The 14557-nt window shown below is 61.6% G+C and carries 10 protein-coding genes; 8 read left to right on the forward strand and 2 right to left on the reverse strand.

Annotated elements, in window-relative coordinates; all coding sequences use genetic code 11:
• Positions 1-33: 33 nt before the first annotated feature.
• A complete protein-coding gene (locus CDA63_RS16910; protein WP_088465645.1) occupies positions 34-381 on the forward strand; it encodes a helix-turn-helix domain-containing protein in 348 nt (115 codons plus the stop codon).
• Positions 382-433: 52 nt separating this feature from the next.
• On the forward strand, positions 434-1231 hold the full coding sequence (locus CDA63_RS16915) for a hypothetical protein (RefSeq protein ID WP_126546915.1): 798 nt from the start codon (positions 434-436) through the stop codon (positions 1229-1231).
• A gap of 77 nt (positions 1232-1308) precedes the next feature.
• Here CDA63_RS16915 and CDA63_RS16920 read toward each other — a convergent pair whose 3' ends face one another.
• Positions 1309-4338 carry a PAS domain S-box protein gene (locus CDA63_RS16920; protein ID WP_088465647.1) on the reverse strand — a complete coding sequence of 1010 codons (3030 nt, stop codon included), beginning with the start codon at positions 4336-4338 and terminating at the stop codon, positions 1309-1311.
• 1093 nt (positions 4339-5431) lie between these two features.
• On the opposite strand from CDA63_RS16920, the gene CDA63_RS16925 reads away from it, so the two are divergent.
• The 4 genes from CDA63_RS16925 to CDA63_RS16940 all read left to right on the forward strand — a co-directional run bounded on the left by CDA63_RS16925 (position 5432) and on the right by CDA63_RS16940 (position 12068).
• Positions 5432-6505 carry a sensor histidine kinase gene (locus tag CDA63_RS16925; protein ID WP_165768358.1) on the forward strand — a complete coding sequence of 358 codons (1074 nt, stop codon included), beginning with the start codon at positions 5432-5434 and terminating at the stop codon, positions 6503-6505.
• Complete coding sequence (locus CDA63_RS16930; protein ID WP_242434719.1) at positions 6506-7273, forward strand: LytR/AlgR family response regulator transcription factor; 768 nt, start codon at positions 6506-6508, stop codon at positions 7271-7273.
• 307 nt (positions 7274-7580) lie between these two features.
• Positions 7581-8477, forward strand: coding sequence for an ABC transporter ATP-binding protein (locus CDA63_RS16935; RefSeq protein WP_088465649.1), 897 nt, complete (start codon positions 7581-7583; stop codon positions 8475-8477).
• A gap of 12 nt (positions 8478-8489) precedes the next feature.
• Positions 8490-12068 (forward strand): M1 family aminopeptidase, encoded by a 3579-nt coding sequence (locus CDA63_RS16940; RefSeq protein ID WP_088465650.1) that lies wholly within the window; start codon positions 8490-8492, stop codon positions 12066-12068.
• A 238-nt stretch (positions 12069-12306) separates the two neighbouring features.
• On the opposite strand, the gene CDA63_RS16945 is transcribed toward CDA63_RS16940, so the two are convergent.
• Positions 12307-12540: a DUF3703 domain-containing protein gene (locus tag CDA63_RS16945; protein WP_165768359.1), complete on the reverse strand. Its 234-nt coding sequence runs from the start codon at positions 12538-12540 to the stop codon at positions 12307-12309.
• Between the two features lie 134 nt (positions 12541-12674).
• Between CDA63_RS16945 and CDA63_RS16950 the strand changes: the two genes are divergently transcribed.
• Positions 12675-13610, forward strand: coding sequence for a lipid A deacylase LpxR family protein (locus CDA63_RS16950; protein ID WP_165768360.1), 936 nt, complete (start codon positions 12675-12677; stop codon positions 13608-13610).
• A 188-nt stretch (positions 13611-13798) separates the two neighbouring features.
• On the forward strand, positions 13799-14350 hold the full coding sequence (locus tag CDA63_RS16955; protein WP_088465653.1) for a hypothetical protein: 552 nt from the start codon (positions 13799-13801) through the stop codon (positions 14348-14350).
• The last annotated feature ends 207 nt before the right edge of the window (positions 14351-14557 follow it).

Here is a 14557-nt window from a genome sequence, read left to right on the forward strand (position 1 = left end):
TTGCTTCTCTCCCATTTTATACGCTTCTTACTCATGGACATTCGCACCCAAGCCGACTACCAACAGGCCCTGGACCAGTTCACGGCCTGGATGGACCACGAACCCGCGGACCTGGCGCCCATGCGGGCACTGCGCGACGCCATCAGTGCCTACGAAAAGGGGCAGGGCTACGAATTGCCCGAGCCCCGGACGCTGGTGGGCCGGCTGGAGCTGGAGATGTACCGGCGCAAGCTCAACAAGAAGAACCTGGCCGCGCTGCTGGGCATCCCGGCCTCGCGCCTGAGCGACGTACTGCAGGGCCGCCGCATCAACCTGGACCTGGCCAAGCGCCTCTACCAGCGCCTGGGTATTCCCGCCGACTTCATTTTAGAGGCCGCTTAACGGTCCTGATCAGGCACAGGGCGCGTTCAGAAATAGGAGGGTTCTTTTTTTTATGCCTATCCTTACCAACATGACCAAGCACTATCTCTTCGTGGCCGTGCGCTTCCTGCTGGCATTCCTAACCCTGACCGCCTGTGAGAAGAATGACCCGGAAGGCTGCGCGCCTTATGTCGCGCCCGTGCCGGCCGACACCTACGTTTTTCCCGTCGTTCCGGGCACACCCGCCTGGGCTACCTTTCAAACCGGGGCGGAGATGGTAGCGGCCTGCCAAGTACCCGCGGCCACGCTGCCACGGCTCTCCACCGCCGGCTTGGTAACTACCTGCCTGAACTATCCTTTATTGGGTAATATGCTGGCTAGCAACTCCCTGCAACGCGGAGCCCGGTCTGTCCTAAGCAGCTTCAATGGCTTCGGTGAATTGCAGCAACGCCCCCAGGCCGCCGCCCTGCTGCTGGAACGCTACCAGCGCATGCGACCCGCTTGTTTAGCAGGGAAAACGCAGGATGTGGAGCTCGGTGCCTATTCCTTCACCTTCTCCTATGTGGAGATGATTATCGCCCAGGAGGAATACCTGGCGCAATTAACGGCCCCGCAACGGCTCGCCCTCTTACGCGAAGCCATCGCGAAATACAACGAGAAACTGCCGCACGAAGCGGACGTGTACGGCCTATTTGGGTTGAAAACCTCGCTCTTCGTGACGGCCCGCATCATGCTGCGGGAGCAGTACCCGCCGTTCGTAGCGGCCGTGGCGGCCAACCCGGATTTAGCGGCTTTTGTGACCGATGTCCAGCTGCAAGGTGGCCCGCAAACGCTTTCCCTCGTGCTGGAGTACGCCAAGCAATTCAACTAACGGTCCGGTCCAAGTTTAGCAAAACGGTGGAAAGCGCGAGCGTTCTCCCAAAGTAGCTAATTGGCTTGTCAGCCCGCTTAGGGGTGCAAGACCGTCTTCGCAGACGGGCCCGTTTTCGTGAGCAACCCCAGCTTTTCCTCTAGCTCGCGGGCAGCCAGTGCGCACACGGTTTCTATTTTGCCAAACAGCGTGTGGATGCGGGCCTGACTTTCGTCGCTTTCCCAATCCCCGGTGTCTTTGAGAATGAGAATCACAGCCAACGCCTGGATGGCTTTGGCAATGTCTTCGTATTGCGGGTCGATGCCCATGGTGGCAAACGTGGGAATGATGGAATGCGTCGCCATCTTCAACCCAATCCAGTTCCGTTCGGCAATGGACTTCTTCATGGTCTGCACCAACTGCGGAATCTCCTGTAGGTACAAGCGAATCATTTCGGCCATGCGCATCTCGCTCTTGGTGATGCGTTTCAGGTAATCGAAGTTCACGCACGTAAAAGGGGGGGCTTGCAGCTCGCCCTCCAAGTCCTCTGCGGCGGGCGCATGACTACTGGCTTGCTTCAGAAACTTGATGATTTTGCTGTAGAGCAGCTTGTCGTCGATGGGTTTGGAGATATAGTCGTTCATGCCCGCGGCTTTGCATTTGGCCACGTCCACGGTCGTCACATCGGCCGTCAGGGCAATGATGGGCACCTTTAGGTGCAGCTCGTTGCGGATGTACTCCGTGGCCTCGAAGCCGTTCATCACGGGCATCTGCAGGTCCATCAGCACAATGTCGAACGGGGTAGTGCGCAGCATCTCGACGGCTATTTTGCCGTTGCCGGCCACCTCCATCGCGAAGCCAAAGTCCTCGAGCAGCGTCTTCATCAGCAGTTGGTTCAGGGCAATGTCTTCCACCACCAGCACCTTCACGTTCTTAAATCCCGCTTCCAGGTCGATGTGCAGGCCGAGGTCGGCGGCAGCTTTTTCGGTGGTTTTGGGGAAGCTCAGAATGAAGCTGAACGTGGAGCCCTTGCCCTCCTTGCTGCGCACGTTGACCGTGCCACCTTGCGGCTCCACCAGGTTTTTCACAATGGCCAGGCCCAGGCCCGTGCCGCCGTACAGGCGGCTGGTGCCGCTGGTAGCCTGCTGAAAATTGTCGAACACGGTGTCCAGCTTGGCCTCCTCAATGCCGATGCCGGTGTCCGTCACGGCAAACTCCAGGATGACTTTCTCCTTGTCCTGCACCAGCAGGCGCACGCCCACCGTGATGGTTCCTTCGCTCGTAAACTTGACGGCGTTGCTCACCAGGTTCAGAATAATCTGGTGTAGGCGCACGGGGTCGCCCATGAGCACCTCCGGAATCCGGGTGTCGTAGTCCATCTCCAGGGCCAGGTTTTTTTCCTGGATTTTGGTTTCAAACAGGTGCACCATGGCCGTCACCGAGGCCGCAAGCTTGAAGGGAATCTGCTCGAAGGTCATCTTGCCCGCGTCCACCTTGGCCAGGTCCAGGATGTCGTTGATGAGCACAATGAGCGTATCGCCGCTGAGCTTGATGGCCGTCAGGTATTCTTTCTGCTTGTCGCTGAGCTCGGTTTTTAGCACCACTTTCGTGAAGCCGATGATGGCGTTCATGGGCGTGCGAATTTCGTGGCTCATGTTGCTCAAAAACTGCTGCTTGGCCTTCACCGCATCTTCGGCCTTGGCCTGGGCCTCCTCGGCCAGCACGGTGGCCAGCTCGGCCGCAATTTTGGCTTCGGTGAGCTCGGTGGCGATGCGTTTCTGGTCGGTTACGTCGCGCGCCACCACCACCACGCCTAACACTTCGCCCTCGTCGTTCTTGTACACCGAGCCATTGAACAGTACGTCGGTCAGCTTGCCGTCTTTATGCCGGAGGGTGAGCGGCGAATCGGCCACGGTGCCCTTGGCAAACACCTCCTGGTACACTTCGCGCGCCATCTGCGGGTCGGTGAAGTACACGAAGAAATCAGACCCACTCAGCTGCGCGCGGTCCAGGCCCGTGATGTTGACCGTGGCCTGGTTCATGTCTGTGATTTTACCTTCCGGGCTGATGGTCACCAACGGGTCGCGGCTGGCTTCAATCAGGCCACGGGCGTAGTTGGCAATGCGCAACTCGGCCGCCCGCTTTGCCTTTTCGTCGTTTTGAAAAGCTAGTTCCTTGTTGGCCAGCACCAACTCGGCGGCCCGCTTTTCCTTCTCGTCGTTCTGGAACGCCAGCTCAATGTTGGCAATGCTGAGCTCGGCCGCGCGCTTTTCCTTCTCGTCGTTCTGGAACGCCAGTTCGGTGTTGGCAATGCTTAACTCTTCGGCCCGTTTTTCCTTCTCATTGTTCTGAAATGCTAGCTCTTCGTTGGCGATGCTCAGCTCTTGCGCGCGTTTTTCTTTCTCGTCGTTTTGAAAAGCTAATTCCTTGTTCGCAATGCCGAGCTCGGCGGCCCTCTTCTCCTTTTCATCGTTCTGAAAAGCTAGCTCGGTGTTGGCGATGCTCAATTCCTGGGCGCGTTTCTCCTTCTCATTGTTCTGGAAGGCGAGTTCGGTGTTGGCAATGCTCAGCTCCTGGGCGCGTTTTTCTTTCTCATCGTTCTGAAAGGCTAACTCTTCGTTGGCCACGCTGAGCTCCTGCGCTCGTTTCTCTTTCTCGTCGTTCTGAAAGGCCAACTCTTCGTTGGCAATGCTGAGTTCGTCGGCCCGCTTTTCTTTTTCGTGGTGCTGAAAGGCGAGTTCCTTGTTGGCAATTCCCAGCTCCGTGGCCCACTTCTTTTCGGCGATTTCGCGGGCCACAATGACCGCGCCCAGCAGCTCGCCGGCATCGCCTTTGTACACCGAGCCGTCGAACAGCACCTCCGTGAGCGCGCCGTTGGTGTGGCACAGCGTGAACGGCACGTTGCTCACGGCTCCGCTGGCCACCACTTCCTGGTATACTTTGCGCACCTGCTCCGGCTCCGTGAAGTACTGAAAGAAGTCCGAGCCCATCAGGGTCTCGCGGGCGACGCCCGTGATTTTCACCGCGGCCTCGTTGGTGTCGATGATGTGGCCCTGCAGGCTCACTGTAACCAGCAAATCCTGACTGGCTTCAATCAGGCGCCGGTACCGCTTTTCGCTTTCTTTCATGGGGGGCCGTGGTGACCGGCAAGGCTTCAGGTAATTAACGGCGCTGCTTGGCAAACGGCGCCGTTAAGCAAACAGCGCGCTGATCCTCAAAAGACTGGCACGTCTGTTTTAAATACAAAATAAATCAGCACTTTGATGATTGTAGATGCCTGATTTACATGCAAGATACGCTACTAATCCTCTTATAAGAGTTATAATAGGTAGCTGGCTCCATCGAGTATTACGCGCCAGTACCCTTGGCCGGGAAGCATTCCTTGGCCGCATGCGGGTACCCATCACGTTCCCAAAGCCCGTACGACCCTGCCCGGTCAGGCATCGCCGGAAGGGGCGCGCAAGGCTGGCAAGATTCCCACGCGAACAAGTCTACTGCGGCGTGCTTGAGCTATTTATCTTATTCAGCCCGTTTGCCACGGTGCTTTGACGCCGCCGAGGTCGGGCCGGCTGCTCGTTCACCTAAATGGTCCGAAGGTAAACACGCTGTGTTCAGAATTACGAGCGTTCCAGTGTTACCACAGGATGACGGGCCCCTACGACTTTAGCTTGCAACCCTACACTGTCTTCCTTCCTCAATCGAGCGCGCAAGTGGTGCAGACGCAGCAGTGAAACCTGTGCGGCAGTTTGCATATGGTCCCGATGGTCGTGGGTTCAGTTCCTGGCGAGAGTCTCCGTCATTACCCGCAACAACCGCAGGCTTAGCAAACAGCTGCTGCCTAGCTTTTCTGCTTTATTGCCTGCTTTTAGCATCGCGTAAACCCTAGTGCGCTGGTATCCAAACATTCGACGCCTTCTATATAAGTACGAGGAGTATCCCACTTCTTCTGTTGCCGCGCCGATAGTGCTTTCAGGCAGAACAGGTTGTGCCTAATTACCCTACTTTTAGCCGATGGGCATATACGTGATAGTACTGCGCTTGCTGGCGTGGTTGGTTTTTCTGGTGTTGCTCCCTCTTGGTGTCACCGGGCGGAACGAGCGCGAATGGCCTGCCGGGGGGGCAGTTCTAGTTGACCAGCAGGGAAGGATATGGGAAGCCGCCCAGCGGGGCCTCTGGCTCCGTGAGGGTACCAGGAAAACCCAGTTCACCACCCGCAACGGCTTGAGCAACGACACCGTTACGGCACTCGCCCAGGATGCCAGCGGCCAGGTATGGGTGGGCACGCGCGAAGGGCTGCTGGTGTACGAAGGGGCTGAATTTCGGGAAATCAGCTACGCGCAGGGACTGCCCAGCAAGCACATTACGGCGCTTTACCAGTCACCCGGGAGTGACTTCTGGATTGCGACCAGTGCCGGCGCGTTGCGCTACGCCGGTGGTCGCCTGGAGCCGGTAACGGCCCTGCGCGGCACCGCCGTCGCGTTTGTCGGCGAGGATGCCCACAGCTGGGTGTTCGTCACAAGTCAGGGCATCCGGCGCCTGCCGAAAGAGCAGCCGGTTAGCTGGCAGTGGCTGGGCTGGACGGCGGGCGGGCTCCTGTTGACGGGTGGCGCCCTGTGGGGTGGCTGGCAGTGGCGCCAAGGACAGCAGGTGCGGCTGCGCCTGGCCCAAACCGAGCAGCGGGCCCTGCTGGCCCAGATGAACCCGCACTTCATCTTCAACTCCCTGCAGTCCATTCAGAACTACATCCTGCGGCAGCAGGCCGAGGCCGCGCAGCACTACCTCACCCGGTTCGGCGGGCTGATGCGGCTGATTCTGGAGCAGTCGCGCCAGCCGCTGCTCCCGGTGCGGGCCGAGCTGAGCATGCTGCGCAGCTACCTGGAGCTGGAGGCCCTGCGCTTTGAGGGGCAGTTCACCTACCAAGTAGCGGCCGACGATGCCCTGCTGGACGAGGAGATTCCCGCCATGCTCCTGCACCCCTTCGTGGAGAATGCCGTGTGGCACGGCCTGGCCCACCAAGCCGGCCGGGGCCACATCGAGGTGCGCCTGACCCGGGAAGCCGATTACCTGGTGGCCGTGGTGCAGGACAACGGGGTGGGCCGCCAGCGCGCGGCCGGGCAGCCGGGCAACCACGCGGGCTACCCGTCCCGGGGCTCGGCCATTATGGAGGAACGGATTGCGCTGCTGAACCGGCAGGCACACCGCCCCATCACCGTCGTTATCACAGACCTGGGCAGTTCGGATTCCCTGCCCCAGGGCACCCGCGTGGTGGTCCGCATCCCGCGCCTGCACTCCTGATTGTCCATCTTTCCCACGCGTCTGCCCGTGACCCGCACCATCCTCATCGACGACGAAACCAACACCCGCGAGGCGCTGCGGAACCTGCTGCAGCACTACTGCCCCGACGTGACCATCATCGGCGAAGCGGCTTCGGCGGAAGCAGGCCTGCAGCTGCTGCGCGAGCAAACGCCCGACCTGCTGTTTCTGGACGTGGAAATGCCGCTGGGCTCGGGCTTCGATTTGCTCGACATGCTGGGCACGGCCTCATTCGACATCATCTTCACCACCGCCCACGACCGGTATGCGTTGCGGGCCATCAAGTTTTGTGCCCTCGACTACCTGCTCAAGCCCGTGGGCGTGGCCGAGCTGCGCGAGGCCGTGGCGAAAGCCCAGCGCCAGCAAGCCCCCGTGGCCGCCCAGCTGCACACGTTTCAGGACAACCTGCGCGAGCGCAACGGCCCGGCGGGCAAGGTGGTGCTGCCCACCATGCAGGGCTTCGAGGTCGTGGACGTGGCCCGCGTGGTGCGCTGCCAGGCCGACGACAACTACACGCTGTTCGTGCTCGAAGGCAAGGAGAAAATCCTGGTCAGCCGCACGCTGAAGGAATACGAGGAGCTGTTCAGCGACTACGGCTTCATCCGCATTCACCAGTCCCACCTCATCAATGCGGCCCATGTGAAGCGCTACATCAAGGGCAGCGGCGGCTACGTGCAGCTCAGCGACGACTCCATTATCGAAGTGTCCCGCCGCAAAAAGGACGAGCTGATGAAGCGGTTCGGGGCGTGAACGGAATAGCTAATAGGCTCTTCAGAACGTCATGCTGAGCGCAGCCGACGCATCTCTACCGAGGAAGTAACTCCATCGATTGGATCACTCCCCCGGTAGAGATGCGTCGACAAGCGGACGCCAGATGAGCATGACGTTCTTTTTTAGCTCACATTGCTCTTGCCGCTCGCCCACCCGTACCGGATTCTCGCTGGCGGCTACCACTTACTCATTTCACCTTGCGGGGCGGCTCGGAGTGGAGGATGTTTGTCCCAGAAAAGCGCGTGGCAGCTGCCGCGACACCACCCTTTCACTCCCGACCTGCACTATGGAACTGACTATCAAAAATCTGTCGAAAACCTACCCCAACGGGGTGAAGGCCCTCGACAACGTGAATTTGACCATCCCGCAGGGCATGTTTGGGCTGCTCGGGTCCAACGGCGCCGGCAAAAGCTCGCTGATGCGCACCATTGCCACGCTGCAGGCCCCCGACAGCGGCAGCATCCACCTCGACGCCATCGACGCGCTGCACGACCAGATGGCCCTGCGCCGGGTGCTGGGCTACCTGCCCCAGGAGTTTGGGGTGTACCCGCGGGTGTCGGCCGAAGACCTACTCGACCACATGGCCGTGGTGAAAGGCATCGTACACCGCGGCGAGCGGCGCGAGACGGTGAAGGCCCTGCTCGAGCAAACCAATCTCTACGAGGTGCGCAAGCGCAGCATCAGCACGTTTTCGGGCGGCATGAAGCAGCGCTTCGGCATTGCCCAGGCCCTCATCGGCAACCCGCTGCTCATCATCGTGGACGAGCCCACGGCTGGCCTCGACCCCGGCGAGCGCAACCGCTTCTACAACCTGCTGAGCGAAATCGGCGAAAATATCATCGTCATTCTGAGCACGCACATCGTCGACGACGTGCGCGAGTTGTGCCGCAACATGGCCATCATCAACGAAGGGCGGGTGCTGTTTGCCGGGCAGCCCCAGGCCGCCATGCACGCACTGAAGGGCCGCGTCTGGGAGCGCACCATTGAGAAGGCTGAGTTGGCCGAGTACCAGCAGGAATACGCCGTGATATCGACCAAGCTGCTGGCCGGGCAGCCGCTGCTGCACGTGGTGGGCGACGAGCTGGGGGCCGCCGGCTTCCAGGCCGTGGAGCCCAGCCTCGAAGACGTGTTTTTCTCCACCATCCAAGGGAAAGCCGCACAGTCAATTCTCGTCCACGCCTAAGCCCGCCCGCTCATGTTCACTGCCTTCCTTCGCTTCGAGCTGGCCACCTGGCGCAAGCACCCGCTCACGTACATCTTCCTCGCCGTCACCTTCGGGATGACGTTTCTGGCCATGCTCTGGCCCAACCTGCAGATGGGCCAGGACCTGCGCAACCTGCACGTCAACGCCCCTTTTGCCATCCTGAGCCGGGCCGGGGCCATGACCATGCTGTGCCTGCTCTTCATCACCGCCATCATGGCCAGCACGGCCACCCGCGACTCGGGTTCGGGCTACGCGCCGGTGCTGTACGCCGCGCCGCTGGAAAAGGGCGGCTACCTCTGGGGCCGCTTTGTCGGCGGCGTGCTGGTGGCCGTGCTGGCCCTGCTAGGCGTGCTGCTGGCCATTGTGCTGGGCACGCCGCTCAGCGACCAGGCCCGGGTGGGTTCGTTTGAGCTGGCGCCCTACCTGCAGGCCTTTGGCTTGTTTATCGTGCCCAACGTGGTGCTGGCCGGCGCCATCATCTACTGCCTCACGGTGCTGACGCGCAACACGGTGTACGCCTTTATCGCGGCCTTGGGCCTGCTGGTGGGCTTTCTGCTGGTGGGCCTGCTCACGCCCAACCTGGAAACGCCGGCCAGCGTGCTGCTGCTCGACCCCTTCGGCCTGCGCACCCTTCACGCCCTGACCAAGTACTGGACGGTATCGGAAAAAAACACCCAGGTGCTAGCTTTGGCCGGACCGCTGTTCACCAACCGGCTGGTGTGGCTCGGCATTGCCGGCGCCCTGATGGGCCTGACCCACGGCGTGTTCTCCTTCACCACCTCGACCGGCACCGCCAAAAAGCGCCGGCTGGCCGACGCCCCGGCTCCGGTGCGGACCTCAACTCCCACGCCCCGGCCCCGGGTGCAGCCCCGGCACGACCGCGGCGCGGCCCTGGTGCAGCTCACGCAGCAGGTTCGGCTGGACTTGCTGGGCATTCTCAAGAGCGTACCGTTCTGGCTACTGCTCGGGCTGGGCGTGGTGAACCTGCTCAGCATCGCGGCCACGGCCTCGGAGCGGGAAGGCGGACACTTCTTCCCCGTTACCTACACCATGCTCGACCTGATTAACGGCACGTATGGGCTGTTTGTGATAGCCGTGCTGGTGTACTACGGCGGGGTGCTGGTGTGGAAAGAGCAGGACGCCCGCCTCGACGGCATCCTCGACGCTTCGCCGCGTCCTTCCTGGGTGCCCTACGCGGCCAAGATGCTGGCCCTGGTGTTCATTGCGGCCCTGCTGACGAGCGTGGGGGTGCTGGTGTGCGTGGCGGCGCAGGCGCTGCAGGGCTACACCAACTTCGAGTGGAGCCTGTACGGGAAAGCCGTGTTCGGCATTGAGTTCACCCGGTACGTGATGGTGGCCGTGGGCACGGTGTTTCTGCACGTGCTGCTGCGCAACAAGTTCCTGGCGTACGGCCTGACGGTGGCCATCATCCTGTTCCAAAGCATCAGTGGCGCGGCCCTGGACTGGAACAACAACCTGCTGCGCTTCGCCGACACCCCCGCCTTCACCTACTCCGACATGAACGGCTTCGGGCCTTTTGCCGAAAGCATCGTGTGGTTTAAGCTGTACTGGGCGGCCTTTACGGTGCTGCTGGCGGCCCTCACGGCCGGGCTGTGGGTGCGGGGCCGGGCCGTGGGCGGGGCCTTCAGCGGTTCGCAGCTGCGGCAGGGCTTCACCCCGGTGCTGCGGGCAATGGCTGCCACCGGCCTGCTGGCCTGGCTGGGCCTGGGCGGCTGGATTCACTACAATACCAACGTGCGCAACGACTACGCCACGGCGGCCGGCGAGCAGCAAGTACAAGCCGACTACGAAAAGCAGTACAAGCGCTACGAGCGGGCGCCCCAGCCCCGCGTGACGGCCGTGAGCCTGCAGGTAGCCCTCACGCCTGAAGCCCGAGCCGTGCAGGTGCAAGGCCAGTTGACGCTCGTTAACAAAACCAGCCGCCCGCTCGACACCCTGCGCCTATCCTATGGCTCTTACCTGGAAGACTACCGGTTCCGAATTCCCGGCGCCCGACCCGTGCTCGACGACCAGCGCCTGCGCTTCCGCAGCTTCGCCCTGCGGCCGGCCCTGGGTCCCGGCGACTCGCTCGTGCTGAGCTACTCAGCCCACTACCGCGCCCGGGGCTTCGAAAACAAGGTTTCCCGCCCCCTGATCAACGGCAACGGCACCTTTCTCAACAACTTCGAGCTGGCACCCACCATCGGCTATACCCGCAATCTGGAACTGGAAAGCGCTACCGACCGGGCTAAATTCAACCTGCCCGAGCGGCCCCGCATGGCTCCGCAGCGCGACAGCGCCGCCTACGCCAACACCTACATTTCGACCGACGCCGACCGCCTGCGCTTCGAAGCCACCGTGAGCACCAGCCCCGACCAGATTGCCGTGGCCCCCGGGGCCCTGGTGAAGGAATGGCAGCAGCACGGCCGCCGCTACTTCCACTACCGCCTGGCCGCGCCGGTGCTCAACTTCTACTCCATCACCTCGGCCCGCTACCAGGTGCGGCGCGAAAAGCTGAACGGCGTGGACCTGGAAATCTACTACCATGCCGCCCACCCCTACAACGTGGGCCGCATGATGCGCTCGATGCGCGCGTCGGTGGCCTACTACGGCCAGCAGTTCGGGGCCTACCCCCAGCAGCAGGCCCGCATCATCGAGTTTCCGCGCTACCAGCAGTTTGCCCAGGCCTTTCCGGGCACCATGCCCTACTCCGAAGGCCTCGGCTTCATCGCCCAGCCCAGCCCCGAAGACCACGACGTAGACCGTACCTACCGCGTGGTGGCCCACGAAATGGCCCACCAGTGGTGGGGCCACCAGGTTACCGGAGCGGCCGTGCAGGGCGCTACCTTCCTGTCGGAGTCGGTGTCGGAATATCTCTCGGTGCTGATGCTGGAACAACTCTACGGCCCGGCGCGGGTGCTGACGCTGCGGCGCTACGCCCTCGATTTTTACCTGCGCGGCCGGGCTTCCGAGAAGGTACGCGAGCTGCCCCTGCTCTACAACGAAGACCAGCCCCACATCCACTACGCCAAAGGCTCGCTGGCCCTGTACTCGCTGCGCAGCTACCTGGGCGAACAACGCCTCCACAGCGCGCTGGCCCAGTTCATGCGCGACTACCAGGGCCGCCCCGCGCCCTACCCCAACTCCGAGAACTTGTACGGCTACCTGCTGCGGGCTGCCCCCGACTCGCTGCACTACTTCGTGCAGGACCAGCTCAAGCGCATCACGCTCTACGATAATCAGGTGCAGGAAGTCGCCTACCAGAAGCTCCCCGACGGCCGCTACCAGGCCATTATCCAACTGGAAGCGCACAAGCGCTACGCCAACGAGCTGGGCAAGGAAACCGAAGCGCCTTTGCACGACTACATCGACGTGGCGCTGTACGGCACGGCCAATCAGATGCTGTACCGCCAGCGGGTGGTGGTGACAGGCCCCCGCAAAGTCCTGAAGGTAATCGTGCCCGCCGTTCCGCAAAAAGCCGTCATCGACCCAGATCTGCTGCTCGTTGACCGCCGGCCGGAGGACAACAGCCGCGCCGCCATTGAAATTGGCCGGCAGTCAGGCCATTGAGGTGTTCTCTCGCTCCCAAGAAGTGGAAATCAAACCCAGTTCCTGCAGGCCATTAATGGCCTGCAGGAACTGTTACTTTTAAAATGGCTTCACTTTCCAGTATTTGCTGAAAGGGTGGCTGTCGTGCAAGCCATGCGTGGAAGGCTCGATGCTAGGTGGAAAGTCAAACCCCTGTCTGGAGCTGACCTATGGCCAGGGGTGAGGCGTGTTGTAAGTAGCGGTTGACCACCAGACGGGTCTACAGGGGTGCTCCTCCCCCATTCACGCGCAGCAGGTGCGGGTGGGTGTGCGGTAGCGCCTGGCGCTGGCCCAGGATGTGGGCACGTTCGAGGTGGGCGAAGGATGCCCTCAGATTTTGGCGGCTAGTGGCGGCGCGGACAGCTGGCAACTCGGCGTGGTAATACAGGCGCAGGCGGGAAGGGAGGCGGAAGTTGAGCGGGGTGTAAGTGGCTCGGCCAGGTGGTGCCCGCACAATCTACGCAACACCGGAAAAGGCTGAAACAGCCCTGGCGGCAACCCACTTACGGAAGTAACTGCGTAGGTGGAATGTCTCTGCTGTTTCTATTCATGCGCTTTCAGTTCACTATTGTCTTATTTCTGGGGTTGTTGCCTCTCCTTGTTCACGCTCAATCGGATAGCACCCGGGTGAGCAGTGACCACCTGATTGCCTACACCTTTGCCAACGATGCCTTTCTGCGCACGGATTACTACTTCACGCAGGGCATGACACTGCTACTGGTGAGCCCCGCGCTGCAGCATTCGCCGGTTAACCGTATTCTCGGATTGGTACCGGCGGGCAGTATCCTGCACCACGGCATCCAATTGCACTACGATGGCTTCACGCCCCTGCGCATTCAGGACCCCTTCATTCGGGTCGGCGACCGACCCTACGCTTCCTACATTTACGCTGACCTGCTGCGCGTGGCCAGCCACCCCACCCGGCGCCTGCGCGTAACCACGGCCTTCAACGTGGGCGTTCTGGGGCCGGCGGCCGGGGCCAAAGGCTTTCAAACCAAGATTCACGAGCTGCTAGGGGCCCCCACGCCGCGCGGGTGGGACTATCAGGTGCAGACCGACGTGGTGCTGGGCTACGAAGCCCGGCTGGAAAAGCAGTTGCTAGCCGTTGGTCGCGGCCTGGAGGTGAATGGTGCGGCTAGTGCCTCGCTGGGTACCCTGCAGACCTATGCCGGTGTCGGCGCAACGCTGCGGCTGGGGGTGCTGCAGCCCGCTTTGGCGACGCTGGGCGTGGTTAACCGGACCAGCCGGGTTGGGCAGCGCCAGGTGCAGGCCTACGGGGAGGCGCAGGTGGAAGGCCGGGTGGTGGGCTACAACGCCACGCTGCAGGGCGGGCTGTTCAACCGTAACAACCCGTACGTGCTTTCCGCCGCGGCCGTCCGGCGGACTGTCGCCCGCAGCACGGCTACGCTGGGGCTGGGCTACGCCGGCTTTCGCCTGGAAGGTTCGCTTACAGGCATTTCGCCGGAATTCAGCGGGGCCCGCTGGCATCGCTGGACGATGCTGGGGATACGGGTCGCTTTCTAAATGGGATGGCCCAAGCGCGGTATAGGCTCTTAATTCGGACCAAGGGTGCTTCACTAGGTACAGCAGCGGCCGAGGCAGCATGTAGCGAAACGGTCCGAAGGTAAACGCGCTCTGTTTACCGGAAGGAGCTTATAATTACCAAACCTCTCAGCTACTCTTGTGGGGCTTTTCGGTTTGCATCCCTTCTAATGCGTCTTTACACCCGGCTGCTTTTCAGCTTACTGCTCCTTGTTGGTTTGCCAGCCCTTCCGGGAACGGCGCGGCCCCTTCTTTCCATTTCCGACACCATCGCGGCACCCTACCGCCGGCGCCGGGCGGAGTATGCCTTGTTTCCGGCAGTGGCCACCTTGCCGCCTCGGCTGGCGGCCCTCGCGCCACCGCCCGGGCGCTTTACCCCCACGCCCCGCGACGCACGAACCGCCGAAAAAGGCCTGCGCCGGGTGTCGCTGGCCCGGGTCAACGCGCAACCGGAACACGCGTATTACGCGCAGTACCCGGCCCTTATCCAGCAGCACCTGGCCCAATACCGACGGCAATACTACGGGTTTTTCAACCCCGAAGGCCACCGCTGCCTGTTCATCAACCTGTTCCTTGAACAGCGGGAAGAACCCCCGGGAAGCGTACCCTTCTGGTTGCGGGAAGCCGTCTGGACCCACGACGGAGGAAGTGCCTATTGGTCCATCTGTTACGATTTAACCACCCGCGCTTTCTATGATTTTCGCCACAATAGCGAGGGCTAACAACTTGCGATGATACGTTCACGAAAAGGGTGGGGAGCGCAGAATAACAAGGTTGGCACCTGTTGGTTTGTCCCTCACGGGCGGGGCCGTTAGCCATCCGACCACAGGCCTGGTATACCTATTTACCGGTAATCTGTATTACTTCGCATCTTCATTGCCCGATGTCTAGTCGCACGGGTTTGCCCCCGTTTATCTATGGCCTTTCGC

Origin of the sequence: Hymenobacter amundsenii, assembly GCF_002204745.1 — a bacterium.
Classification (GTDB): Bacteria; Bacteroidota; Bacteroidia; order Cytophagales; family Hymenobacteraceae; genus Hymenobacter; species Hymenobacter amundsenii.

Excerpts from the sequence above, each read along its gene's own strand:
- CDA63_RS16940 (WP_088465650.1), top strand. The coding sequence starts at position 8,490 with ATGTTCACTGCCTTCCTTCGCTTCGAGCTGGCCACCTGGCGCAAGCAC.
- CDA63_RS16920 (WP_088465647.1), bottom strand. The coding sequence starts at position 4,338 with ATGAAAGAAAGCGAAAAGCGGTACCGGCGCCTGATTGAAGCCAGTCAG.
- CDA63_RS16955 (WP_088465653.1), top strand. The coding sequence starts at position 13,799 with ATGCGTCTTTACACCCGGCTGCTTTTCAGCTTACTGCTCCTTGTTGGT.
- CDA63_RS16935 (WP_088465649.1), top strand. The coding sequence starts at position 7,581 with ATGGAACTGACTATCAAAAATCTGTCGAAAACCTACCCCAACGGGGTG.
- CDA63_RS16910 (WP_088465645.1), top strand. The coding sequence starts at position 34 with ATGGACATTCGCACCCAAGCCGACTACCAACAGGCCCTGGACCAGTTC.
- CDA63_RS16915 (WP_126546915.1), top strand. The coding sequence starts at position 434 with ATGCCTATCCTTACCAACATGACCAAGCACTATCTCTTCGTGGCCGTG.